A 23,900-nucleotide genomic window follows, 5' to 3' on the forward strand; every position below is an offset into this window, starting at 1 on the left:
CCTACTCCCCTACTCCCCTACTAACCGATCTTGACCGGAATCCGCGCCTCGATCCGGCTGAAGGCGAAAACCAGAATGCCGGTGATCGCCATATAGATCAACGCCAAGAGCAGCAGGGGCTCGTAGGTGAGATAGGTGTCCTGCCGCACCTTGGACGAGACCGCGAAGATGTCGATCACGCTGATGGTCGCCACCAGCGGCGTCGATTTCAGCTGCAGCACGGTTTCGCCGGTCAGCGTCGGCAGCGCCCGGAAGAAGGCCTGCGGCAGCCAGATGCGCCGGAAGATCTTCCAGCGGCTCATGCCGAAGGCGCGGGCGGCTTCCAACTGCCCCTTGGGCACGCCGGCGAAGGCGCCGCGCATCACCTCGCCCTCGTAGCCGGCGAAGGACAGGGTCAGCGCCAGCACGCCATACGGCCAGGCCTGCCTGAGATAGGGCCACATCCAGGATTCGCGGATCCATGGATATTGCGGAAACAGCGAGCCCAGCCCGTAATAGAGCAGCCATAGTTGCAGAAGCAGCGGCGTGCCGCGAATGACGGTGCAGAAGACTTTTGCCGGTGCGGCGACCCAGATCGAGCCGGCCGCCTGCGCCAGCCCGACCGGCACGGCGATCGCGAAACCCAGCGCGCAGGTGACGGCCAGGATCCACAGGGCACGCCAAATGCCCATCAGCCCCATTTCCCAATATTGCGGCAGCCAGTCCCAGCGCATGAAGAAGGCGGCAGACGCCACCAGGCCCAGCGCGATCAGCATCAGCACGATGCGATGCGGCTGCAGCCACAGCGATGCACGCGCCACCGTGTCGATGATGGCTGTTTCGCTGGCCATCAGTGTGCCTCCTTGAGCGAAGGCATGCCGCGCCGCGCCCATTTCTCGGCGCGGCCGAGCAGGAAGTTCGAAACCAGCGTCACGCAGAGATAGAGCACGCCGGCGGCGAGGAAGAAAACCAGATAGGCCTTGGTGACGCCCGCCGCCTGTCGTGTCGCCAGCGTCAGTTCGAAGAAACCGACGACGGCCAGCAGCGCGGTGTCCTTGGTGGCGATCAGCCACAGATTGGCGAGGCCCGGAATGGCGAAAGGCAGCATCGCCGGCAGTGTGATGCGCCGCAGTAGAAGACCGGGAGACATGCCGAAGGCGCGGGCGGCTTCGATCTGGCCCTGCGGAATGGCGAGGATCGCGCCGCGGATGACTTCCGTCGAATAGGCGCCCTGGACGAAGCCGAGCACGGCGATGCCGGCCACCAGCCCGCTTATGTCGACACGCTGGTAACCCATCGCGGTCAGCACCTGGTTTATCAGGTCGGTTCCGGCGTAGTAGAGCAGCAGGATCAGCACCAGTTCCGGTACGGCGCGCACCACGGTGGTGTAGACCGCGAACAGGTCGCGCACCACGGGTCCGCCGTAAAGCTTGCCATAGGCACCCCAGGTTCCAATCAGCAGGCCGACGATGGTGGCGCCGACCGCAATCTCGAGCGAATGCAGGAGCCCGACCAGGAGCGTCCCGCCCCAGCCGACGGGCGCGGGCGAGAGAAGTTCGATGATGCCGGCCGCCGAGGCCGGAAGAAAGGATTCGATCAGCGTCGCCCCCGTATTGCTGGCTCGGTCCGCCGGTCCCTCACGGCCGGCGGCAAGCATGCGTGGACAGGCCGGCCGAAGAACAGGGCGTCAGCGCCCTGTCCTCCAGCCATGCGAGGGTCGTCAGTTCGACTGCGTGGCGCCGCCGTAAATGTCGAAATCGAAGTATTTCTTCGAGATCTCGTCATATTTGCCGTTGGCGCGGATCGCCTTGATGCCGGCGTTGATCTTCTCTTTCAGATCGGTGTCTTCCTTGCGCACGCCGGCGCCGACGCCCGGCCCGAGCACTTCGTCATCGGGGGCAACCATGCCCTTGAGGTCGCAGCAGGCCTTGCCCTGGTCGGTCTTGAGGAACTCCTTGAGCGCGATGGAATCGGCCTGCACCGCGTCGAGGCGGCCGGCGGCAAGGTCGTTGTTGGCTTCGTCCTGCGTCTGGTATTCCTTGATCTCGGATGCGGTCGGGCCGAAGTGCTTCTTGGCGTAGACGGCATGCACCGTCGACACCTGGACGCCGAGGACCTTGCCCTTGAGATCATCGGGCGTGGCGCCGAACTTCTGGTCCTTGGGGCCGATGATCGCGGTCGGCGTGTTGTAGTACTTGTCGGAGAAGTCGATGGTCTTCTTGCGTTCGTCGGTGATCGACATGGACGAGACGATGAGGTCGATCTTCTTGGTGGTCAGCGCCGGGATGATGCCGTCCCAGGCGACAGGGGTGATGACGCAGTCGAGCTTCTCCTCGGCGCACACGGCGTCGATGAATTCGATCTCCCATCCGACCCATTTGCCCGAAGCGTCGGGCGAGGTGAAGGGCGCGTAGGGTTCGGCGGCGACGCCGATCTTGACCGGATCGGCCTTGGCCACGCCCATGGCGGCGACGCCGAGCAGCAGCGCCGCGGCGAATGTCTTCAGAACAGTCTTCATTTTCAGAACTCCCAGTTTGTTGTTGGTTCCCGGTTTTCTTCCGTCCCGGCTTGTTCCCTAGCCGATGTTGCGGATGAACTGTTTGAGCCTTTCGGACTTGGGCGCGCCGAAGATCTGCTCCGGCGGGCCTTCCTCCTCGACCAGCCCGTTGTAGAGGTAGACGACGTGGGTCGCGACCTCGCGGGCGAATTTCATTTCGTGGGTGACCAGCACCATGGTGCGGCCTTCGCGCGCCAGGTCGCCGATCACCTTCAACACTTCCCCGACCAGTTCGGGATCGAGCGCCGAGGTCGGTTCGTCGAACAGCATGACGCGCGGATTGATGGCGAGCGCGCGAGCGATCGCGGCGCGCTGCTGCTGGCCGCCAGACAGATAGGCCGGATAGACATCGCGCTTCTCGGCCAGCCCGACGCGCGCCAGCAGCTTTTCGGCCTGGGCGATAGCTTCGTCGCGCTTCACGCCCAGCACGTGCACGGGAACCTCGATGACGTTTTCGATCAGCGTCATATGGCTCCACAGATTGAAGTTCTGGAACACCATGCCTAGCTTGGAGCGGATTCGTTCGATCTGCCTGCGGTCGGCCGGAATGGTGTGGCCGTGGCTGTCCGCCTTGAGCTTGATCTCCTCGCCATTGACCCGGATGATGCCGCTGGTCGGGTTTTCCAGGCAGTTGATGCAGCGCAGCAGTGTCGATTTGCCGGAGCCCGAGCCGCCGATGATGGCGATGACCTCGCCGTCGCGCGCCGACAGCGACACGCCCTTCAGCACATGCAGCTGACCGAATTTCTTGTGCAGGTTCTCGACATGGATGGCTTCTGCGGCGCCGTCCCGCGCCTCGCCGGATGGAACTTTGGCAGCTGCCACAGCGCTCACCAAATGACCTCCACATGACGGCCGCCGGTTCGTCGAACGTCTATCCGGCTAATCAACATACGCTGTACTGCCCCGCTCCAGACTTCAAGCATGGACCCAACAGAGCGAGCCCGTCAATCCCGCTCATTACGGCACTTGCGGGCTTGTTGTGCAAGTGTATAAATAGCCTCTCATGAAATTTTTTCGATTTTTTTCAGCTAAAAAAGGGCATCGATGAGCGCTTTCGGGTCACAGTCCATGGCGGCGCCGCTGCGGCGCGTGCTGATGCGGTCGGCGGCCAATGCCATGCGGGGCGCCGACAGGGCTCAATGGCATTATGGCCCGGGGTTCGATCCGGCGAAAGCGGCCTCCCAGCACGCGGCCCTTGCTGAACTGGTGGCGGCTTCCGGCGCCGAAATCGAGTGGATCGAGGACAAGGCCGACGGACTTTCGGATTCGGTGTTCACCCACGATCCCTCGCTGATGACCGACCGCGGCGCGCTGATCCTGTCCATGGGCAAGCCGTTGCGCGCCAGGGAGCCCTCGTTGCATGAGGAAACATATAAAAGACTGGGCATCCCGATCCTTGGCCGCGTCGAGGCCCCCGGCCAGGTCGAGGGCGGGGATTGCGTATGGATCGATGGCCGCACGCTGGCGATCGGGCGGGGCGCCCGCTCCAACCAGGAAGGCATCCAGCAGGTTTCCAACCTGCTGACGCCGCTGGGCATTTCCGTCTACGGCTTTGATCTGCCGCTGTGGCAGGGCGAAGAAGCGTGCCTGCATCTGATGTCGGTGATCAGCCCGCTGGCCGACGACCTCGCTCTGGTCTATTCGCCGCTCTTGCCGGCCCCCTTCTACCAGACGCTGAGGGCGCGCGGCATCCGGTTGGTCGAGGGCGACGCCGAGGAGTTCGCCGCGTCCAACGGCCTCAGCCTGAACGTACTGCCGACCAGCCCGCTCGAGGTCATTGCCGTTGCGGGCTTTCCCAGGACCAGGGCCGCGATGGAAGCCGCCGGCTGCACGGTTGAAATCTTCGAGGCGGATGCGCTCTGCATCGCCTGCGAAGGCGGGCCGACATGCCTGACGCGGCCGATCCTGCGCCGATGAATGCGCGCCGCAAGTTCCGTCGCGAGGGCGAGGGGCGGCGGCGGCAGGATCTGATCGAGGCTACTCTCGACAGCGTGGCGGAATATGGCCTGCAGGGCGCTAGCCTGCGCACCATCGCATTGCGTGCCGGCGTCACCGCCGGGCTGATCCGGCACTATTTTCCCGGCAAGGAAGAATTGCTGCAGGAGGCCTATACGGCGCTGGTCGGCCGCATGACCGAGCAGGCGAAAGCGGCATTGGTCATGGATGATGCCTCGCCGCGCCAACGCCTCGCGGCTTTCGTCACCGCCAATCTCAACGCGCCGATCATCGACGCCCGGGTGTTTTCGCTCTGGGCAACCTTCATCGGCCGCGCCAGTGCAGACCCTGCCTTGGCCCGTGCCCACCGCGACGGCTACCTTGGCTTTCGCAACGAGGTGGAAGCAGTCGTGGCCGAAGTGCTCGCCGCCGAACGGCACCAGCCGGACGCGAGCGCGCTGCGCCACCATGCCATCGCGATCAACGCGATCATCGACGGGCTCTGGATCGAAGGCTGCCTGGCCGGCGAGATGTTCTCGCCCGGCGAATTGGCGGCGATTGGCATCAAGGCTGTCGAGGCCGAGCTCGGCCTCGTGCCGCTGAAGCATGATGCCGAAAAGTAGGAAGGGGAGAAACCAATGACCACCATCGGGGAAGCGTTGATTTCGCTGCTCGAAGCCCATGGCGTCGACACTGTGTTCGGCATTCCGGGCGTTCACACCGTCGAACTCTATCGCGGCCTGGCGCGCTCGAAGATCCGCCATGTCACGCCGCGGCATGAACAGGGCGCCGGCTTCATGGCCGATGGTTATGCGCGCGCCAGCGGCAGACCGGGCGTCGCCTTCGTTATCACCGGGCCGGGGCTGACCAACACCATCACAGCCATGGGCCAGGCGCGCGCCGATTCGGTGCCGATGCTGGTGATCTCCGGCGTCAACGCCACCGACACGCTCGGCAAGGGGCTCGGCTTCCTGCATGAGCTTCCCGACCAGCATGGCATGATGGAGAAGGTGGCGCTGTCGTCGCAGCGCGTGACCGAGGCCAGCGAATTGCCGGGTGCGCTGGCGCGGGCTTTCGCGTTGTTTTCGTCCGCGCGTCCAGGACCGGTGCACATCGAAATTCCGACCGACGTCATGGTCAAGCCAGCCGACGGTCTTGCGGCCGCGCTGAGCAATGCCGCCCCGCCCGCACCGGAAGCTACGGCAATTACCGACGCGGCAAAGCTAATCAAGCTAGCGCGCCGTCCGTTGATCCTCGCCGGCGGCGGCGCCAGGAAAGCCGAATCCCCGCTGCGGCGCCTCGCCGAAAGGCTGGGCGCGCCGGTTGTCGAGACCACCAACGCACGCGGCCTGATGCATGGTCATCCGCTCTGCGTACCGGCGAGTCCCAGCCTGAAGGCGGTTCGCGCGCTGATGGCCGAGGCCGACCTGGTGATCGCCGCCGGCACCGAATTCGGCCCGACCGACTATGATGGTTACGGTGACGGCGGTTTCGTGCTGCCTTCGAACCTGATCCGCATCGACATCGGTGCCGACCAGCTTGCACGGCGCCCGGTGACGGTCGCCATCCAGGCCGATTGCGCCGAGGCGATCGAGGCCCTGCTTGCGGCGATCGGGCCAGCCGACGGCGCCGTCGAAGACGGCCATGGCCGGGCCGCGGCCGGGCGAAAGGCCGCCTTTGCCGAGCTGAGCCCGGCCTATGCGGCGCAGGTGCATGCCGTGGAAATGATCCGTGATACCTTGCCTGGTGCCATCATCGTCGGCGACTCGACCCAGCCTATCTACGCCGCCAATCTCTATTACGACCATGACCGGCCGGGCGGCTGGTTCAATGCCGCGACCGGGTTTGGCGCGCTGGGTTACGGCCCGCCGGCAGCGATCGGCGCCGCCCTTGCCATGCCGGGCACGCCGGTCGTCTGTATCACCGGCGATGGCGGTTTCCAGTTCACGCTGCCGGAACTGGGCGTGGCGCTCGATTCCGATGCGCCGGTCATCTTCGTCGTCTGGAACAACAGGGGCTATCGCGAGATCGAAACCTCGATGCTCGACGTCGGCGTTGAACCTGTCGGCGTGTCGCCGGCGCCGCCGGATTTCTGCAAGCTCGCCGAAGCCTATGGCATATCAGCCGAAAGGCTGGCCGACATCGATGCCTTGCCACGGGCGTTGAAACAAGCCCGGGCGACGGGACTGCCGCGCATCATCGAAATCACGGTCGTTTGAATCATCCAGGTCGGCCTTGGTTCCTCAAGCGGAAGCGACCATTCGCCGGCTTATTCTTGCGAGGCGCGAGCCGCGTCTACGCGGCTTTGCTATTCGACGGCGTCATGACGCATGCAAAGACGTGACGGCTGCCATGTCGAGATATCAGTTGAGTGATCGCTCAAAAGGGGCGACGCTTCGCGTCGGCGCGGCAACCGATGACAAAAATCATAAAAATGACAGGAGCGGTCCAGGATGACGGAAACACTTGAAGGCAGGCATATCGTTGTGACCGGCGGCACCGGCGCGCTCGGTGGGGCGGTGGTCGGCAGACTGCTGGAGCAGGGCGCGATCTGCCACGTGCCGAACGCGCACGCCGCGGCGCCTCAGCACTTTCCCTTCACCACGCATGACAATGTGAAGCTGGCGCACAATGTCGACCTGTCGGACTCCGCCAAGGTCGAAGCGTTCTACAGCCAGGTTCCTGGCTTGTGGGGATCGATCCATCTGGCCGGCGGCTTTGCCATGGCGCCGGTGGAAAAGATCGAATCGGCATCCTTTGCCGAGATGATGGACACCAACGCCCGCACCACCTTCTTGTGCAGCCGCGCCGCTATCCGTTCGATGCTGGCGTCGGACACACCAGGCCGCATCGTCAATGTCACGGCACGCGCCGGGCTCGACCCCAGGCGCGGCGCCGGCATGGTCGCCTACACCGCCAGCAAGGCGGCGGTGGCGGCGATGACGGTAGCGATGGCCGAAGAGCTCAAGGCGAGTGGCATCCTGGTCAATGCCGTGGCTCCGTCGACGCTCGACACGCCGGCGAACCGCGCCGACATGCCGGATGCCGATTTCACCAGATGGGTCAGCCTTGAAGCCGCGGCCGAGGCAATCGCATATCTCGCCTCGCCGGCCAACCAGGCGATGAGCGGAACGCTGGTGCCGCTCTATGGCCGGGCTTGAGCGGCGGGGGTCGAAGTCGGGCACACCGCGTCCGATCCATCGGCGTTGCGATAGCTGTAGATTCGCAGCGACGATGAAGCGTCCGTGGGGCACTCCCGCAACCATGTCGGCGGCCGGCCTTCAATCAGCCCCGCCGTGAATGGATAGGCGGCTTCCAGCCCCGGCAATGGCGGGCCTCGCCAGGCGCAAATCGCGACATGCGTTGCCTTGGAGGCATCGAGTATCGCGCGTGGGTCGGCGGTCGCCGGATCCAGAAAGCGATAGCTGCGCTCGATTCCCTTGGCTGACGGGTGATTGGGGATCGTCACCACCTTGGGCCCTTCGGCGAGCGCCACGAAACGCGCGCCGATCAGCGGGGGAGAAAGAACGACGGCGCCAGACGGCCAGTTCTGCTTCGGTTCAAAACGGCTCGAAAAGCAGCTATCGGCGAACTCGGCGGCGGGAACCGCCGCTTCGGACGGCTTTACCGATAGGTGATACAGCAGCATCGCCCCGGACAAAACGAGACCGGGCAGGATCAATGCGTATCTGTTCGATGCCGCCGGCACCGGAGATTTCAAATAGCGACCCAACCTCGTATTCGGCAGGAGGCTCGCCAGCGCGAAAATGAGGCCGATGCCTGAGAAGATCGGAAGGTAGGGGTAGTAGCGGACATAACCGATCGCAAGCGCCAGCGAGAGCAGCGAAAACAGCGCCAAAATGACGATGGGCCGACTTCGACCTTGCGGCTTGGCGCAGATGACGGCTGGCGCAAGCGCGCCGATAAACAGCAGCGCCATGCTGAAAAAATCTGTCGACAGGACGACATCAGGGCGCCGGAACAGGCTCAACTCCTGAAGAATCCTGTTGATCATGTTGTCACGAACATAGGCATCGAGCGGGGCATAGGGGCTGGCCAGGCATTGCGGGTACAACTTCGCCAGCGCCACCGCGCTGGCCGCCGCGAACGCCAGCAGAATGGCGGTGCGCATCGGCCATCCTCCACGCCGGCCCGCAAGCAAGGGCACGATGGCGAATGAGAGCCCGGCCGCGGCCAGTGCCGTCACATGCGGCGTCGAATAGGTGTCGCATCTGACCGCGTCATAGGCGGAGGGGGGCACGATTGCCGCGAACAGGCCGATTGCGCCGGCGGTCAAGGCCAGCCCGAAACCGGCGATCCTGTTTTCACCGCCCTCGCGGTCGAAGATCCAGTCAAAGGCATAGACCGCCATCACCAGGGCATAGAACGGCGCGAACTCGCTGCTGATGGCGATTGCCAGTGCCGTCAGCACCCCGTTGACGAAGGCGGAGAGGCGGCTCCGCGACAGCATCAACACCAGGGCCGCCAGCAGAAGCAGGATTTGCAGATTGTGGTAGTCGATCCGTCCGGGGGCGAATTCGAAAAAAGTGCGCGCGGCAAAGATCAAAGCCAACGGGAATGCAACGGCCGGATAGGCAAAGCCGACGGCGGTCATCAGCCGGTTGTAGAAATAAAGCGCGGGTGCGAGCAGAAGCAGCGGGCCGGCGAAGCATGCCAGCATCAAGGCCGGCTCTGAGCCGGCAAACGGGGCGAACAGGCGCACGAACGCCGCGTAGGGCAGGTCGACGATCCACGGCCAGTGTGAGACATAGGGTTCGGGCTGGACAATACCGGGCAGCGTGCGGTCGAAGATGTTGCCCGTTTCAAGCAAGGTACGGATTTCGTGCAGCTTGAGGAGATCGTCGGCGTCATTGTTGAGCCGGAAGCCCAGGGACCACAGAGCGGTCATCAGGATCGCCATTCCGAAAAAGCAGAACAGCACCGGCGAGCTGGTATAAAGGCCTGGCAACCACGAAGGTCGCGCAGCGGCGTCGGCGTCGGCGTCGCCATTGCTCATGGAAGTATTCCGTTGGACCGCCAGCAAATACGCGAGGAAGTTTATGTTCCCGTAAAGAAAAAGACCCGCCGGATCGCTCCGGCGGGTCTTTTTTGTAGGCGGCACGCGAGGCGTGCCGCCGATGGCTGACGCCTTAGCTGCCCTGCTTCTTCAGCGCGGCACCCAGGATGTCGCCCAGCGAAGCGCCGGAGTCGGTCGAGCCGTACTGTGCGACCGCTTCCTTCTCTTCGGCGATTTCCAGCGCCTTGATCGAGACCTGCAGCTTGCGGGTCTTCTTGTCGAAGGCGATGACGCGGGCGTCGACCTTCTGGCCGACGGTGAAACGCTCGGGGCGCTGCTCGTCGCGATCACGGCTGAGGTCGGAGCGCTTGATGAAGGTCTCAATGCCGCTGTCGACCAGCCGCACTTCCAGACCGCCATCCTTGACGCCGATGACTTCGCAGGTGACGACCGCGTTCTTGCGCAGTTCGCCTGAAGTCGCCGCCTCGCCGACCGTATCCTTGGCCAGCTGCTTGATGCCGAGCGAGATGCGCTCCTTGTCGATGTCGACGTCGAGCACCTGCGCCTTGACCATGTCGCCGCGATTGTACTCTTCGATGACCTGCTCGCCCGGACGGGTCCAGTCGAGGTCGGAGAGGTGAACCATGCCGTCCACATCGCCTTCGAGGCCGATGAACAGGCCGAACTCGGTCTTGTTCTTGACCTCGCCCTCGACCTGGCTGCCGACCGGATGGCTCGAGGCGAAAGCCTGCCACGGATTCTCCAGCGTCTGCTTGAGGCCGAGCGAGATGCGGCGCTTGGCCGGATCGACCTCGAGCACCACCACGTCGACTTCCTGCGTCGTCGACAGGATCTTGCCGGGGTGCACGTTCTTCTTCGTCCACGACATTTCCGAAACGTGGATGAGGCCTTCGATGCCCGGCTCCAGCTCGACGAACGCGCCGTAGTCGGTGATGTTGGTGACCGTACCCTTGATCTTCTTGCCGATCGGGAACTTGGTGCCGATCTCGGACCACGGATCGCTCTCGAGCTGCTTCATGCCGAGCGAGATACGGTGGGTTTCCTGGTTGATGCGGATGATCTGCACCTTGACCGTCTGACCGATATTGAGGATTTCGGTCGGATGGTTGACGCGGCGCCATGCCATGTCGGTGACGTGCAGCAGGCCGTCGATGCCGCCGAGGTCGACGAACGCACCGTAGTCGGTGATGTTCTTGACGACGCCTTCGACCACCTGGCCTTCTTCGAGGTTCTGCACGATTTCCGAACGCTGCTCGGCGCGGCTCTCCTCGAGCACGGTGCGGCGCGACACCACGATGTTGCCGCGGCGGCGATCCATCTTGAGGATCTCGAAGGGCTGCGGGTTGTGCATCAGCGGGGAAACGTCGCGGATCGGGCGGATATCGACCTGGCTGCGCGGCAAGAAGGCCACGGCGCCGTCGAGGTCGACGGTGAAGCCGCCCTTGACCTGGTTGAAGATGACGCCTTCGACGCGCTCACCCTTGGTGAACTTTTCTTCGAGACGGACCCAGCTCTCTTCGCGGCGAGCCTTCTCGCGCGACAGCATGGCTTCGCCCAGCGCGTTCTCGATGCGCTCGACATAGACTTCGACGGTGTCACCGACCTTGAGGGTGGTGTCCTTGCCCTTGACGCCGAATTCCTTCAGCGGCACGCGGCCTTCGACCTTGAGGCCGACGTCGATGATGGCCATGTCCTTTTCGATCGCGGTGATCGTGCCCTTGACGACCTGGCCTTCGCCGGAGTGGCCGGCGGTGAATGATTCTTCGAGCAGGCTCGCGAAATCATCGCGAGTGGGATTTGCAACTGACATTGTTTCTCCTGGAGTGTCCCGGGTTTTCGAGCGGGACGGGCGCCGTGGTTAGCGTTGCGTTGGCCTGCCGGCGTTCCGGGCTAAAAGGCCCTCGGCCGCTTTTCGAGCGGCAATTCCGGCGCATGAAGAATGCTGGCAGGCTGGTTCGTGCCCGATATGGGTATTTTCTTCGCCTCCGGCAACGGAAACGCGAGAAAACCTAGATCAGGCCTTGTTTCTCTTGGCCAGCACGTCGTCGATGACAGCCATGGCCGCGAGAAACGCGGCTTCTATAGCCATTTCGCTGGTATCAAGCAAGTGCGCGTCGGCGGCCGGCTTCAGCGGCGAGTCGATCCGGCCCATGTCGCGCTCGTCGCGGCGCACGATATCGGCGAGGATTTCGGCGAAATTGGCCGTGCCGCCGATGCTCTCGATCTCGGCCAGCCGGCGCTTCGCCCGCACTTCGGCGCTGGCCGTCACATAGAGTTTTATGTCGGCGTCGGGGCAGACGACAGTGCCGATGTCGCGCCCGTCAAGGACCGCGCCCGGCGGTGCCTTGGCGAAGTCGCGCTGCTTATCGACCAGGATGTGCCGCACGGTGGGAAACACCGCGACCTTCGAGGCAGCCTCGCCGACCGCATGCGCTGACAGCACCGCGCGGTCGAGCTTTGCCAGGTCGACCTGGCGGGCGGCGGTTTCGGCGGCCGAGACGTTGTCGAGCGGCAGGCCGAGCCGCAGCAGTGCATGGGCCACCGCGCGGTAGGTGAGGCCGGTGTCGAGGAGATTCAGGCGATAGTGATCGGCGAGACGCCGGGCCAGCGTGCCCTTGCCGGCACCGGCGGGGCCGTCGATGGCGATGGTGAAGACGTGGGTCATTGGCGGGCGGTCGATCCCAACACGTTCGTCATCCCAGGGCGGAGCAGGAGCGAAGCTCCGTCGCGGAGACCCTGGGATCCATGCCGTGTCGTCAGCCGAGGGATGCGGCGGAGCAGAATATTGAACCGTTGCGGAGCGTTTGTGTCACGGCATGTATCCTGGGGTCTGCGCCGCGTCGCTCCGCTCCTTGCTTCGCCCCAGGATGACGAAGGGAGGGATGTCGGCATCCAATCTCCGAGGTTTGCAATTGCCATCGACAATCACCCGATCTCCGCGCCCAGCCCCGTCATCAGCCCCATGAACTCGGGAAAGCTCGTCGCGATCATATTGGCGTCGTCGATGGTCACAGGTTTTTCCGTCGCCAGCCCCATCACCAGAAAGCTCATGGCGATGCGGTGGTCGAGATGGGTCTGCACGGTCGTATCCAGGCCGTTGGGATTGCCGCCCAACCCCTTGCCGCCGGGCTTGCCGCGCACGGCGAGTGAAGCTTCGCCCTCGGTGCAGTCGACGCCGTTGAGCTTCAGCCCGTTGGCCACCGCCGACAGCCGGTCGGATTCCTTCACCCGCAGCTCTTCCAGTCCCTGCATCAGCGTCTCGCCCTCGGCGAAACTCGCGGCAACCGCCAGCACCGGATATTCGTCGATCATCGACGGCGCCCGCTCCGGCGGGACGGTAACGCCTTTCAGCTCGGAGTAACGCACGCGCAGGTCGGCGACATCCTCGCCGCCGGCATTGCGGGGGTTAAGAATGTCGATCTGGCCGCCCATCTCCTGCAGCGTCAGAAGCAGCCCGGTGCGGGTCGGGTTCATCAACACGTTCTCGATCACGATGTCCGAGCCCGGCACGATCAGCGCGGCCACCAGCGGGAAGCCCGCCGAGGACGGGTCGCCGGGCACGGCGATTGTCTGGCCGGTCAGCTTGCCCTGGCCTTCGATGAAGATATGGCGCACGCCGCGCTCGTCGGTCTCGACCGACAGATTGGCGCCAAATCCCTTGAGCATCTTTTCTGTGTGGTCGCGCGTCATCACCGGTTCGATGACGGTGGTGATTCCAGGCGTGTTGAGACCGGCCAGCAGCACCGCCGACTTCACCTGCGCCGAGGCCATCGGCACGCGGTAGGTAATCGGAGCGGCGTGCTTGGGGCCATGCAGCGTGATCGGCATGCGGTCGCCGGGTGTCGCCTTCAGCACCTGCACGCCCATCTGGCGCAACGGTTCGAGCACCCGGCCCATCGGCCGGCCGGACAGCGAGGCGTCGCCGATGAAGGTCGTCTCCATGTCATAGGTGCCGACGAGGCCCATGGTCAGCCGCGAGCCGGTGCCGGCATTGCCGAAATCGAGCGGGCCTTCCGGCTGCAGCAGCGCGCCGTTGCCGGTGCCGCGGATCACCCATTCGTCGCCGCGCTTTTCGATATGCGCGCCCATTGCCTTCATGGCGGCACCGGTGCGCATCACGTCCTCACCCTCGAGCAGGCCGGTGATGCGGGTCTCGCCGGAGGCGAGCCCGCCGAACATGAAGGAGCGGTGCGAGATCGACTTGTCGCCCGGCACCCGTGCCGTGCCGGAAAGGGCGGATGATTTGCGGGCGGTGGCCGGCTTGGCAGCGGCGGCGTGAGACATGGAATTTCCCTGGACGGAATGCCGGCGTGCCGGCGCTTTTTCATTTGTTGCGGCGGTCTCGTATCACGGCGGGGCGAAATGGTCATCCCCATGCTCGTCACTTGGCGCGAGGCCTTTCAATGCATGGTTTTGTGACGCCGGCTTTTGGCTTTGACAGAGCCGCAAACAGTGGTTAAGGGGACCACTCTTTTATTGACGAGGCTTGCCGTGGCAAAAACCGAACTTGGCACAAAGCGTGTCGACCCTGAAACGGGTCGAAAATTCTACGACCTGAACAAGGACCCGATCGTCTCGCCCTATACCGGCAAGACCTATCCGCGTTCCTATTTCGAGGATGGCAAGGTCGCCGCCCTCGAGGAGGACGAGGAAGTGGCCGAGAAGGAAGTGGATAGCGAGGAAGAAGAGGGCGCCGAAGTCGTTTCGCTCGAAGAGGCCGATGACGAGGCCAAGGGCGGCGACGATATTCCCGATCTGGGCGACGACGAGGACGATGTCGATCTTGGCGACGACGAGGATGACACGTTCCTCGCCGACGAAGAGGAAGAAGACGACGACGTTTCCGACATGATCGGCGTCGGCGACGACGACGACGAGGTCTGACAAGGCCGCGAAAAGCGGGCATTTGCCCGCTTTCGCAACATCGGAATAAAAAGCCGGTATTCAGGCTTGATATCTGGGAAGGGCGGGGTTAGAAGCCGCCTGCACTAACGGCGCGGTCTTCCAACCCGCGCCGATCTCTCGCCGGAAACGGCGCCGGCTGACTGCCGGGAGTGGGGCCATAGCTCAGTTGGGAGAGCGCTTGAATGGCATTCAAGAGGTCGTCGGTTCGATTCCGATTGGCTCCACCAAGTCCTCTAGAGTTTCAGCTTTTTGTAACTGGCCCGTTGCCCTTTCGGCGGGGTGGCACAAGTCAATGCGACACGGTGGTCGGATTACACTCGCTCTTGCTGGGTTGGCGCTGGCGAACGGCGTCGGTGACGCGCCCGAAGATCATTGCTCGACAATGCTGAGAAGACCCGTCACATCACCACTCGGCGAAGGAGCCGTCCTTGTGACGCCAGATCGGGTTGTGCCAATTGTGGCCTTCCCTGGCCCGCTCCTTGACATACTCCTCGTTGATCTCGACGCCGAGGCCCGGGCCGTCGGGGATGGCGACATAGCCATCCTCGTAGCGGAAGACATCCTTGTTGGCGGCGTAGTCGAGCAAATCGTTGGCGGCGTTGTAGTGGATGCCCAGACTCTGTTCCTGGATGAAACAGTTGTAGCTCACGGCATCGAGTTGCAGGCAGGCGGCGAGCGCGATCGGCCCCAGCGGGCAGTGCGGCGCCACCGCCACGTCATAAGCCTCCGCCATCGCCGCGATCTTGCGGCACTCGGTGATGCCGCCGGCATGCGACAGATCGGGCTGGATGATGTCGACGACGCCTTCCTCGAACACGGATTTGAAGTCCCAGCGGCTGTAGAGCCTCTCGCCTAGCGCGATCGGCGTCGAGCCAAGAGCGGCGATTTCCTTCAGCGCCTCGCGGTTTTCGCTGAGCACCGGCTCCTCGATGAACATCAGCCGGTAGGGCTCCAATTCCTTGACGAGGATGCGGGCCATAGGACGGTGGACGCGGCCATGGAAATCGACGGCGATGCCGATATTGGGCCCGACCGCCTCGCGCACCATCGCGACGCGCTCGATGGCCGCATCGATTCTGTCGTGGCTGTCGACGATCTGCAGCTCCTCCGTGCCATTCATCTTGAGCGCCAGGAAACCGCGCGCGACCACTTCCTTGGCGCCCGCCGCCACCTCTGCCGGCCGGTCGCCGCCGATCCAGGAATAGACCTTGATGGTGTCGCGCAGCCTGCCGCCGAGCAGTTCATGGACGGGCACGCCGAGCGCCTTGCCTTTGATGTCCCACAGCGCCTGGTCGATGCCGGCGATGGCGCTCATCAGGATCGGCCCGCCACGGTAGAAGCCGCCGCGATGCATCACTGTCCAGTGATCCTCGATCAGGCGAGGATCCTTGCCGATGAGATAGTCGCCAAACTCCTTGACCGCCGCTTCGACGGTCAACGCGCGACCCTCGACCACCGGCTCTCCCCAGCCGGTGACGCCGGCATCGGTCTCGATCTTCAGGAACAGCCAGCGTGGCGGAACGATGTAGGTGGTGAGCGAGATGATTTTCATGCGCGGTCTCAGTTGTTCTTGAGTTTCTTGGCGCTGACGAGGTCGCGCGCCGCGAGGTCGAGGATCCGGTTGGCGGCACCACGCGCCGCCTCGGCCTCGCGCATGCGCAGTGCCTCCACCACTTCGCGGTGCGCCGCCACGGCTTCCATGCGGCGGTCGAGCGAAATGGTCGCCGTCGCTTCCAGCGAGAATTTCAGCCCGGTGTCGATCAGATTGCCGATCTGGCGAAAGATCGGATTGTGGCTCGCGGCATAGACGATCTGGTGGAAGGCAATGTCGCTGCGCGAGAAGGCGGCGAGGTCCTCGCCGGCATTGGCCATGCCACGCCACGCGGCTTCCAGGTCGGCGATCTCCTGCAGTGTCGCGCGCGTGGCGGCCAGTTCCGCGACCAGCGGCTCGATCGCCCGGCGTGTCTCCAGTATGGCATCGAACAGCTTGTCGTCCAATGCGTGCGGCGCATGCCAGGCCAGCACCTGCGGGTCGATGATGTTCCAGTCGTCCTCGTTGCACACGATGGTGCCGACGCGCGGCCGCGACAGCACCAGCCCCTTGGCGGCGAGAACCTTCAGGGCCTCGCGAATGACGGTGCGGCTGACGCCATACTCGACGCCGAGTTCGTTTTCGGTGGGCAGGGAGGAGCCGGCCGGATAGCGTCCGGAAAAGATGTCGGAGGCCATAGCCTTCGTCACATCGGGCATGACGCGCGGGCGGCGCGTGTCGGCTGAAGCCTTCTTAGACGTTTCGGTCACCTCAGCCCTCCTCCAAGGCGGCGAACCCACTGATTTCGCACAGCCGGCCCGGCCTTACCGGATGCGGATGATTTGCGCCAGCGATCCTTGGTCAGAGCATGTAGCTCAATTATCATACCAGATCAATTGACGAGTATGATGAAAGCGAATACAGACTCCGGCATCCGGGCCGAGCGTCCGGCCTATCGCTGGGAGGTAATCATGCGACTTTTGAAAACCGCGCTCGTCGCGGGCGCGCTTGCCGTGCTGTCCGTCACGACCATCGCTGCATATGCTCAGGACACCAAGATCGGCTTCATCGTCAAACAGCCCGAGGAGCCATGGTTCCAGGACGAATGGAAGTTCGCCGACCAGGCCGCCAAGGAAAAGGGTTTTACCCTCGTCAAGATCGGTGCCGAAGACGGTGAGAAGCTGATGTCGGCGATCGACAATCTCGGCGCCCAGGGCGCGCAGGGCTTCATCGTCTGCACCCCTGACGTGAAGCTCGGCCCCGGCATCGTCGCCAAGGCCGCCGCCAACAATCTCAAGCTGATGACCGTCGACGACCGTCTGGTCGGTGCCGACGGCAAGGCGCTGGAAGACGTTCCGCATATGGGCATCTCGGCCACCAAGATCGGTGAGGCTGTCGGCCAGGCGATCGTCGATGGGATGAAGGCGCGCGGCTGGAAGGCCGACGAAGTCGGCGCGATCCGCGTTTCCTATGACCAGTTGCCGACCGCCGTCGACCGTGTCGAAGGCGCCATCTCGGTGCTGAAGGCCAACGGCTTCAAGGCCGAGAACATTTTCGACGCTCCCCAGGCCAAGACCGACACCGAAGCAGCCCTCAATGCCGCGACCGTGGTGCTCAACGCCCATGCCGACATCAAGAAATGGGTGTCCTTCGGCCTCAACGACGAAGCGGTGCTCGGCGCCGTGCGCGCATCCGAAAGCGTCGGCATTCCAGCTGACGGCATGATCGGCGTCGGCATCGGCGGCGCGGATTCGGCGATCAACGAATTCAAGAAGCCGACCGCCACAGGCTTTGTCGGCACGGTGATCATCTCGCCGAAGCGCCATGGCTACGAGACGGCGCTCAACATGTATGACTGGGTCGCCAACAACAAGGAACCGGAGAAGCTGATCCTGACCTCCGGCGCGCTTGCCAAGCGCGACGACTACCAGAAGGTCCGCCAGGGCCTCGGCATCGAATAATCCTCCCTGTACAAACAGGCGGCGGCTCATGCCGCCGTCTGTTTGCCGTGGCATAAGAAGGATCGACGCCCGTGTCCTTTCTCGACTTCTCGCGCATCACCAAGACCTATCCGGGCGTCAAGGCGCTGTCGGATGTCTCGTTCGGCGTCGGCAAGGGCGCCGTGCATGGCCTGATGGGCGAGAATGGGGCCGGTAAATCCACCCTCATAAAAATCCTGTCCGGCGATCAGCATGCCGACGAGGGCGAGATCCGCATCGACGGCAAGGTCCAGGCCTATGCCTCTACAAGGGATGCCTTCGACAATGGTGTCATCGTCATCCATCAGGAATTGCAGCTCGTGCCGGAACTCACCGTCGCCGAAAACTTGAGCCTCGGCCGCTTTCCCGCCAGCGCCGGCGTCATCGCGCGCGGCAAGATGCTGGAGGATGTCGGCGCCAAGCTGAAATCGGCCGGCATCGACATCGATATCAGCCGCAAGGTCAAGACGCTGTCCATCGGCGAACGCCAGATGGTCGAGATCGCCAAGGCGATCATGCTCGATGCGCGTGTCATCGCGCTGGACGAGCCGACCTCTTCGCTGTCTTCTCGCGAGAGTGAAATCCTGTTTGCCCTGATCGATCGCCTGCGCGGCGAGGGCAAGGTCATCATCTATGTCTCGCATCGGCTCGACGAGGTGTTCCGTCTCTGCGATAGCCTGACCGTGCTGCGCGACGGCAAGCTCGCGGCGCACCACGCATCACTGAAAGGCGTCACCCGCGACCAGGTCGTCGCCGAAATGGTCGGCCGCGAAATCTCCGACATCTGGGGTTTTCGGCCACGCAAGGCCGGCGATGTCAGGCTGAAGGTCGAAGCGATCTCCGGAGAAAAACTGAAGGCGCCGGCCAGCTTCGAGGCCCGCGCTGGCGAAATCGTCGGCTTCTTCGGCCTCATCGGCGCAGGCCGCTCGGAACTGATGCGGCTGGTCTTCGGTGCCGACCCGCGCTCGGGCGGCACCATCATTGTCGATGGCAAGGCGATCCATGCCGCTGACCCGCATGGCGCGATCCGCGCAGGCATCGTGCTGTGTTCGGAAGACCGCAAGCATGACGGCATCATCCAGGGCCGTTCGATCGAGGAGAACATCAACATCTCCTCGCGGCGCCATCACGCGCGCTTCGGCATCCTGAACCGCGCCAGCGAGATCGCCACGGCCGAAACCTTCATCAAGAAGCTTAAGGTGCGCACGCCGTCGCGAAAACAGGACATCATCAACCTGTCCGGCGGCAACCAGCAGAAGGTCATCCTTGGCCGCTGGCTGTCGGAGCAGGGCGTCCGGGTGCTCATCGTCGACGAGCCGACACGCGGCATCGACGTCGGCGCCAAAGCGGAAATCTACGAACTGCTCTACCAGCTTGCCGAGGATGGCATGGCGATCGTCGTCGTCTCGTCCGAACTACCGGAGGTGATGGGCATCTGCGACCGCATCCTGGTGATGTGCGGCGGGCGCGTCAGCGCTGAACTTTCCCGCGACCAGTTCGACGAGAAGGCGATCCTGGCCGCGGCACTTCCCGACACCAAACCCCCGACGCCATCGCATCCTGAGGACCTGACATGACCGATCAGCTGAAGAAGATCCTGCTCGGCGAACAGGGCCTCGTCGTCATTTTCGTCGTTGCCTTCGCGCTGGTCTCGCTGCTGGTTCCCAATTTCCTCACAGACCGCAACATGCTTGGCCTGCTCCAGTCGGTGGTTACCGTCGGCATCGTTGCCTGCACCATGATGTTCTGTCTCGCGGCGCGCGACTTCGACCTGTCGGTCGGCTCCATCGTTGCCTTCGCCGGCATGGTCGCGGTGATGGCGTCGAACTACACAGGTTCGATCCTGCTCGGGCTGCTGGCGGCGATCGCCTGCGGTGCCTTTGTCGGCTTCATCAACGGTGTCGTCATCGCCAAATTCCGCATCAACGCGCTGATCACGACGCTGGCGACCATGCAGATCGTGCGCGGCCTTGCGCTGATCGCGTCCGATGGCCGCGCCGTCGGCATCAACAGCCCGGATTTCTATCAGCTCGCGCTGTCGAAATTCCTCGGCATACCGACGCCTGTCTGGGTGCTGGCACTTCTGTTCTGCATTTTCGGCTTCGTGCTCAACCGCACCGTCTTCGGCAAGAACACGCTGGCCATTGGCGGCAATCCCGAAGCGTCGCGACTGGCCGGCGTCAACGTAGACAGGACCCGCATCTGGATCTTTGCACTGCAAGGCGTCGTCTGCGGCATCGCCGGCATCCTGCTGGCGTCACGCATCACCTCCGGACAGCCAAACGCGGCAGTCGGGCTCGAACTCTCGGTCATCTCGGCCTGCGTGCTCGGCGGCGTGTCGCTTGCCGGCGGCCGCGCCACCATGTCCGGTGTCATCGTCGGGGTGCTGATCATGGGCATTGCCGAAAACGCCATGAACCTGCTCAACATCCCGGCCTTTTACCAGTATATCGTGCGCGGCGTGATCCTGCTGCTCGCCGTGCTGCTCGACAATCTGCGTTCGTCGGCCTTGGGCCGGCGTTGATCCGTCTTCCAGGGGAGTGACAGCGATGGCTGAGCGCCTGTCCGGCAAACGCATCTTCCTGACGGGCGCCGCGCAGGGCATCGGTCTTGCCATCGCCGAGGCCTGTCTGGCCGAGGGTGCGAAATTGTTCCTCGTCGACCAGGACGGTACGTTGCTGGACAAGACCATCGCGGACCTCGCGGCACCCGAGGGGCATGTCGGCCATGCGACAGCCGACATCAGGGACGAGGCCGCGATAAAAGCAGCCGTTGCCCGTGCGACCGCCCAGATCGGCCCGATCAACGCGTTGATCAACAATGCCGGGATGAATGTCTTCTCGACGCCGCTCGAGGCCACCGAAGAAGAGTGGAACCGCAATTTCGACGTCAACGTCAAGGGCGCCTGGAATTGCAGCAAGGCGGTGCTGCCGGGCATGCTGGCGAATGGCGGCGGGGCGATCCTCAACATCGCCTCGACCCATGGCTTCACCGTCATTCCGCACACTTTTCCCTATCCCGTGGCCAAGCACGCCCTGCTTGGGCTGACCAAGTCGCTGGCGCTCGAATATGCCGGGCAGGGGGTACGCGTAAACGCGCTGGCGCCCGGCTATGTCGAGACGCGGAAGGCCATCGACTACTGGAACAGTTTTCCTGATCCGGCGGCAGCGCGCGCCAACACCATGGCGTTGCATCCCAGCGGCCGCATCGCCTCGGCGGGCGAGATCGCCCTTGCCGCCGTGTTCATGATTTCCGACGAGTGCCCGTTCATGAACGCGGCGACCCTCGTCGTCGATGGCGGGCTTAGCCAGCTCCAGCATCCCGCCTGAATACGGGAAAGACCATGACCAAGAGACGATCGCAGCATTGGTTCGGTGGCCAAGGCAAGGATGCCTTCATCCATCGCAGCTGGATGAAGAACAACGGCCTGCCCGACGATGCTTTCGACGGCCGTCCGGTGATCGGCATCTGCAACACATTCTCCGAATTCACCCCGTGTCATGTGCATTTTCGCGCCCTGGTCGAGCACATCAAGGCCGGCGTGCTGGAGGCCGGCGGCCTGCCTCTGGAATTCCCGGTGTTCTCCTGCGGCGAATCCAATCTGCGGCCGACGGCGATGCTGTTCCGCAACCTCGCCTCGATGGATGTCGAGGAGGCGATCCGCGGCAATCCGATGGATGGCGTCGTGCTGATGGCCGGATGCGACAAGACCACGCCGTCGCTGGTCATGGGGGCTGCCTCCTGCGATCTGCCGTCGATCGTCATCTCCGGCGGGCCGATGCTCAATGGCCGCTTCCAGGGGCGCGCCATCGGTTCCGGCACCGATGTGTGGAAATTCTCCGAGGACGTGCGCGCCGGCATAATGAGCGAGCAGGATTTCGCCCATGCCGAGAGCGCCATGTCGCGCTCGCCTGGGCACTGCATGACCATGGGCACGGCTTCGACCATGGCCTCGATGGTCGAGGCGCTTGGGCTGGCGTTGCCCGGCAACGCCGCCTACCCCGCCGTCGACGCGCGCCGCAATCGCATCGCCCGCATGACCGGGCGGCGTATCGTCGAGATGGTCACTGACGATCTGCGCCCGTCGGCCATCCTGACCAGGCAGGCCTTCGCCAACGCCATCCGCGTCAACGGCGCCATAGGTGGCTCGACCAATGCGGTCGTGCATCTGCTGGCGATTGCCGGCCGCGTCGGCGCCAAACTTGGCCTCGATGATTGGGATGCCTTCGGCCGCGACGTGCCGACCATCCTCGACCTGATGCCGTCAGGTCGTTTCCTGATGGAGGATTTCTGCTACGCCGGCGGCATTCCGGCTGTCATGAAAGAGATCGCCGACATGCTCGATCTCGACGCGTTGACGGTCACCGGCAAGAGCGTACGCGACAACATCGCCGACGCTCGGAATGACAATCCCGAGGTCATCCGTCCGCGCGATAGGGCGCTGACGCCGCATGGCGGCATCGGGGTGCTGCGCGGCAATCTGGCACCCGATGGCGCCATCATCAAACCGTCGGCCGCCTCACCATCGCTGATGAAGCATCGTGGCCGCGCCGTCGTCTTCGAAGACATCGACGACTACAAGGCGCGCATCGACGATCCCGCGCTCGACATCGACGAGACCTCGATCATGGTGCTCAGGAATTGCGGCCCGAAAGGCTATCCGGGCATGGCCGAGGTCGGCAACATGGCGCTGCCGCAAAAGCTCCTGAGAAAGGGCGTCCGCGACATGATCCGCATTTCCGACGCCCGCATGTCCGGCACCGCCTTCGGCACGGTCGTGCTGCATGCCGCGCCCGAAGCCGCCGTCGGTGGTCCGTTGGCGCTGGTCAGGAGCGGCGACATGATCGAACTCGATGTCGAGGCGCGGAAGCTGCATCTCGACGTGTCGGAACAGGAGCTGGCGCGGCGGCGTCAATCCTGGCTGCCGCCCGAGCCGGCGATGCGCGGCGGTTATCAGGGCCTCTATGTCGACCATGTCCTGCAGGCCGACCGTGGCGCCGATCTCGATTTTCTGGTCGGCAACCGTGGCCACGCCATTCCGCGCGAAAGCCATTGAGGGTGCGTAAGATGCCAAAATTCCAGGCCGATGATTTCCACGGCATTCACGCCATCCTCTACGCCCTGTTTGACACCCAGGAAAAACTCGACCGCGCGGCGATGCGCAGGCAGGTCGATATCTGCCTGGCGAGCGGCGTGCATGGCATGGCGGCGCTTGGCCTCGCGACAGAAGTTGCCAAGCTGACTGAAGCCGAGCGCCGCACAATCATGGACTGGACGGCGCAGGATACCGCCGGCAAGGTGCCGCTCGCCTTCACCATCTTCGGGTCATCGGTTGCCGAACAGGTCGCGCAAATACGGCACGCGGAAAGCGTCGGCGCCGATTGGGTGATCCTGCAGCCGCCGCCAGTTGGATCCTATGGAGCGCCCGAATACATCCGCTTTTTCGGCCGCGTCGCCGAGGCGACGGACCTGCCGGTGGCGATCCAGAATGCGCCGGCCTTTTTCGGCCGTGGCCTGACATCGGATGAGATTCGCGAACTGGTCACGCTCCACCCCAACATAAGGCTGATCAAGGGCGAAGGCCCGGTCACCGACATTGCCGGCCTGATCGAGCGCACCGAAGGCCGAATCCCCATCTTCAACGGGCGTGGCGGGCTGGAATTGATCGACAATTTCCGCATCGGCTGCCGCGGCATGATCCTGGCGCCGGATTGCATCGACCACGCCGTACGCGCCTATCAGGCGTTCCGCGCCGAAGACGAAGCAATGGCCGAGGCGGCGTACGAAAGAATGCTGCCGGCGGCTGTCTTCGTCATGCAAGGCATCGAGAACCTGATCTGCTACGGCAAGCGGCTGTTCGGCGCCCGCGCCGGTATCCAGATCCACGATCGTGCACCAGCGATGCGGCCAAACGAGAGCGGGTTGGCAATGGTGCAGCACTTCGCCGCCAGCCTTGGCCGGCTGCCCGCCTGA

The 23,900-nt window shown here is 63.9% G+C and carries 21 protein-coding genes and 1 tRNA gene; 12 read left to right on the top strand and 10 right to left on the bottom strand.

Going from position 1 to position 23,900, the window contains the following annotated elements; all coding sequences use genetic code 11:
* Window positions 1-20: 20 nt before the first annotated feature.
* The 4 genes from FJ948_RS25535 to FJ948_RS25550 form a co-directional block, all read right to left on the bottom strand.
* A complete protein-coding gene (locus FJ948_RS25535; protein WP_140709358.1) occupies window positions 21-830 on the bottom strand; it encodes an ABC transporter permease in 810 nt (269 codons plus the stop codon).
* Window positions 830-1,495, bottom strand: a complete 666-nt coding sequence (locus FJ948_RS25540) for an ABC transporter permease (protein ID WP_140709537.1) — start codon at window positions 1,493-1,495, stop codon at window positions 830-832. The genes FJ948_RS25535 and FJ948_RS25540 overlap by 1 nt, the downstream gene beginning before the upstream one ends.
* A gap of 204 nt (window positions 1,496-1,699) precedes the next feature.
* Window positions 1,700-2,497, bottom strand: a complete 798-nt coding sequence (locus FJ948_RS25545; RefSeq protein ID WP_140709360.1) for a transporter substrate-binding domain-containing protein — start codon at window positions 2,495-2,497, stop codon at window positions 1,700-1,702.
* A 57-nt stretch (window positions 2,498-2,554) separates the two neighbouring features.
* Window positions 2,555-3,370 (bottom strand): ABC transporter ATP-binding protein, encoded by an 816-nt coding sequence (locus FJ948_RS25550; RefSeq protein ID WP_140709361.1) that lies wholly within the window; start codon window positions 3,368-3,370, stop codon window positions 2,555-2,557.
* Window positions 3,371-3,583: 213 nt separating this feature from the next.
* On the opposite strand from FJ948_RS25550, the gene FJ948_RS25555 reads away from it, so the two are divergent.
* The 4 genes from FJ948_RS25555 to FJ948_RS25570 all read left to right on the top strand — a co-directional run bounded on the left by FJ948_RS25555 (window position 3,584) and on the right by FJ948_RS25570 (window position 7,635).
* Window positions 3,584-4,456 carry a dimethylarginine dimethylaminohydrolase family protein gene (locus FJ948_RS25555; protein ID WP_140709362.1) on the top strand — a complete coding sequence of 291 codons (873 nt, stop codon included), beginning with the start codon at window positions 3,584-3,586 and terminating at the stop codon, window positions 4,454-4,456.
* Window positions 4,426-5,097: a TetR family transcriptional regulator C-terminal domain-containing protein gene (locus tag FJ948_RS25560; protein WP_140709363.1), complete on the top strand. Its 672-nt coding sequence runs from the start codon at window positions 4,426-4,428 to the stop codon at window positions 5,095-5,097. The genes FJ948_RS25555 and FJ948_RS25560 overlap by 31 nt, the downstream gene beginning before the upstream one ends.
* Before the next feature lie 15 nt (window positions 5,098-5,112).
* On the top strand, window positions 5,113-6,693 hold the full coding sequence (locus tag FJ948_RS25565; protein WP_140709364.1) for a 5-guanidino-2-oxopentanoate decarboxylase: 1,581 nt from the start codon (window positions 5,113-5,115) through the stop codon (window positions 6,691-6,693).
* Window positions 6,694-6,927: 234 nt separating this feature from the next.
* Entirely contained in the window at window positions 6,928-7,635 is a 708-nt protein-coding gene (locus FJ948_RS25570; protein ID WP_140709365.1) for an SDR family NAD(P)-dependent oxidoreductase, read from the top strand.
* Here FJ948_RS25570 and FJ948_RS25575 read toward each other — a convergent pair.
* From FJ948_RS25575 to aroA, 4 genes are all read right to left on the bottom strand, one after another.
* Window positions 7,620-9,596: a hypothetical protein gene (locus tag FJ948_RS25575; protein WP_246677624.1), complete on the bottom strand. Its 1,977-nt coding sequence runs from the start codon at window positions 9,594-9,596 to the stop codon at window positions 7,620-7,622. The genes FJ948_RS25570 and FJ948_RS25575 overlap by 16 nt on opposite strands.
* A 28-nt stretch (window positions 9,597-9,624) precedes the next feature.
* Window positions 9,625-11,322: a 30S ribosomal protein S1 gene (gene rpsA / locus FJ948_RS25580; RefSeq protein ID WP_140709367.1), complete on the bottom strand. Its 1,698-nt coding sequence runs from the start codon at window positions 11,320-11,322 to the stop codon at window positions 9,625-9,627.
* Between the two features lie 204 nt (window positions 11,323-11,526).
* On the bottom strand, window positions 11,527-12,177 hold the full coding sequence (cmk, locus tag FJ948_RS25585) for a (d)CMP kinase (protein WP_140709368.1): 651 nt from the start codon (window positions 12,175-12,177) through the stop codon (window positions 11,527-11,529).
* 260 nt (window positions 12,178-12,437) lie between these two features.
* The gene (gene aroA / locus FJ948_RS25590) at window positions 12,438-13,796 is read right to left on the bottom strand and encodes a 3-phosphoshikimate 1-carboxyvinyltransferase (protein ID WP_140709369.1); all 1,359 of its coding nucleotides are present in this window, start codon (window positions 13,794-13,796) and stop codon (window positions 12,438-12,440) included.
* Between the two features lie 207 nt (window positions 13,797-14,003).
* Between aroA and FJ948_RS25595 the strand changes: the two genes are divergently transcribed.
* Together FJ948_RS25595 and FJ948_RS25600 are read left to right on the top strand one after the other, a co-directional pair.
* Window positions 14,004-14,396: a TIGR02300 family protein gene (locus tag FJ948_RS25595; RefSeq protein WP_140709370.1), complete on the top strand. Its 393-nt coding sequence runs from the start codon at window positions 14,004-14,006 to the stop codon at window positions 14,394-14,396.
* A gap of 172 nt (window positions 14,397-14,568) precedes the next feature.
* A tRNA-Ala gene (locus FJ948_RS25600) sits at window positions 14,569-14,644 on the top strand.
* Between the two features lie 176 nt (window positions 14,645-14,820).
* On the opposite strand, the gene dgoD is transcribed toward FJ948_RS25600, so the two are convergent.
* Together dgoD and FJ948_RS25610 are read right to left on the bottom strand one after the other, a co-directional pair.
* Window positions 14,821-15,969, bottom strand: a complete 1,149-nt coding sequence (gene dgoD, locus FJ948_RS25605) for a galactonate dehydratase (RefSeq protein ID WP_140709371.1) — start codon at window positions 15,967-15,969, stop codon at window positions 14,821-14,823.
* An 8-nt stretch (window positions 15,970-15,977) separates the two neighbouring features.
* Window positions 15,978-16,667, bottom strand: a complete 690-nt coding sequence (locus FJ948_RS25610) for a FadR/GntR family transcriptional regulator (RefSeq protein WP_140709541.1) — start codon at window positions 16,665-16,667, stop codon at window positions 15,978-15,980.
* A 252-nt stretch (window positions 16,668-16,919) separates the two neighbouring features.
* Between FJ948_RS25610 and FJ948_RS25615 the strand changes: the two genes are divergently transcribed.
* From FJ948_RS25615 to FJ948_RS25640, 6 genes are all read left to right on the top strand, one after another.
* On the top strand, window positions 16,920-17,909 hold the full coding sequence (locus FJ948_RS25615) for an arabinose ABC transporter substrate-binding protein (RefSeq protein WP_140709372.1): 990 nt from the start codon (window positions 16,920-16,922) through the stop codon (window positions 17,907-17,909).
* A 71-nt stretch (window positions 17,910-17,980) separates the two neighbouring features.
* The gene (gene araG / locus FJ948_RS25620; protein ID WP_140709374.1) at window positions 17,981-19,504 is read left to right on the top strand and encodes an L-arabinose ABC transporter ATP-binding protein AraG; all 1,524 of its coding nucleotides are present in this window, start codon (window positions 17,981-17,983) and stop codon (window positions 19,502-19,504) included.
* Window positions 19,501-20,451, top strand: coding sequence for an L-arabinose ABC transporter permease AraH (araH, locus tag FJ948_RS25625; RefSeq protein WP_140709375.1), 951 nt, complete (start codon window positions 19,501-19,503; stop codon window positions 20,449-20,451). The genes araG and araH overlap by 4 nt, the downstream gene beginning before the upstream one ends.
* Before the next feature lie 25 nt (window positions 20,452-20,476).
* Window positions 20,477-21,256 carry an SDR family oxidoreductase gene (locus FJ948_RS25630; protein WP_140709376.1) on the top strand — a complete coding sequence of 260 codons (780 nt, stop codon included), beginning with the start codon at window positions 20,477-20,479 and terminating at the stop codon, window positions 21,254-21,256.
* Window positions 21,257-21,270: 14 nt separating this feature from the next.
* Window positions 21,271-22,983 carry an L-arabinonate dehydratase gene (araD, locus tag FJ948_RS25635; protein ID WP_140709377.1) on the top strand — a complete coding sequence of 571 codons (1,713 nt, stop codon included), beginning with the start codon at window positions 21,271-21,273 and terminating at the stop codon, window positions 22,981-22,983.
* 11 nt (window positions 22,984-22,994) lie between these two features.
* The gene (locus FJ948_RS25640) at window positions 22,995-23,900 is read left to right on the top strand and encodes a dihydrodipicolinate synthase family protein (RefSeq protein WP_140709378.1); all 906 of its coding nucleotides are present in this window, start codon (window positions 22,995-22,997) and stop codon (window positions 23,898-23,900) included.

Source organism: Mesorhizobium sp. B2-3-12 (assembly GCF_006442205.1).
Lineage (GTDB): Bacteria > Pseudomonadota > Alphaproteobacteria > Rhizobiales > Rhizobiaceae > Mesorhizobium.

Bases quoted from the DNA above. Each gene is read 5' to 3' on its own strand.
- FJ948_RS25640 (WP_140709378.1), top strand. From the start codon at position 22,995: ATGCCAAAATTCCAGGCCGATGATTTCCACGGCATTCACGCCATCCTC.
- FJ948_RS25570 (WP_140709365.1), top strand. From the start codon at position 6,928: ATGACGGAAACACTTGAAGGCAGGCATATCGTTGTGACCGGCGGCACC.
- FJ948_RS25535 (WP_140709358.1), bottom strand. From the start codon at position 830: ATGGCCAGCGAAACAGCCATCATCGACACGGTGGCGCGTGCATCGCTG.
- FJ948_RS25615 (WP_140709372.1), top strand. From the start codon at position 16,920: ATGCGACTTTTGAAAACCGCGCTCGTCGCGGGCGCGCTTGCCGTGCTG.
- aroA (WP_140709369.1), bottom strand. From the start codon at position 13,796: ATGTCTCACGCCGCCGCTGCCAAGCCGGCCACCGCCCGCAAATCATCC.
- araH (WP_140709375.1), top strand. From the start codon at position 19,501: ATGACCGATCAGCTGAAGAAGATCCTGCTCGGCGAACAGGGCCTCGTC.
- FJ948_RS25545 (WP_140709360.1), bottom strand. From the start codon at position 2,497: ATGAAGACTGTTCTGAAGACATTCGCCGCGGCGCTGCTGCTCGGCGTC.
- rpsA (WP_140709367.1), bottom strand. From the start codon at position 11,322: ATGTCAGTTGCAAATCCCACTCGCGATGATTTCGCGAGCCTGCTCGAA.
- dgoD (WP_140709371.1), bottom strand. From the start codon at position 15,969: ATGAAAATCATCTCGCTCACCACCTACATCGTTCCGCCACGCTGGCTG.
- FJ948_RS25610 (WP_140709541.1), bottom strand. From the start codon at position 16,667: ATGCCCGATGTGACGAAGGCTATGGCCTCCGACATCTTTTCCGGACGC.
- FJ948_RS25555 (WP_140709362.1), top strand. From the start codon at position 3,584: ATGAGCGCTTTCGGGTCACAGTCCATGGCGGCGCCGCTGCGGCGCGTG.
- FJ948_RS25565 (WP_140709364.1), top strand. From the start codon at position 5,113: ATGACCACCATCGGGGAAGCGTTGATTTCGCTGCTCGAAGCCCATGGC.
- cmk (WP_140709368.1), bottom strand. From the start codon at position 12,177: ATGACCCACGTCTTCACCATCGCCATCGACGGCCCCGCCGGTGCCGGC.
- araD (WP_140709377.1), top strand. From the start codon at position 21,271: ATGACCAAGAGACGATCGCAGCATTGGTTCGGTGGCCAAGGCAAGGAT.
- FJ948_RS25560 (WP_140709363.1), top strand. From the start codon at position 4,426: ATGCCTGACGCGGCCGATCCTGCGCCGATGAATGCGCGCCGCAAGTTC.
- FJ948_RS25630 (WP_140709376.1), top strand. From the start codon at position 20,477: ATGGCTGAGCGCCTGTCCGGCAAACGCATCTTCCTGACGGGCGCCGCG.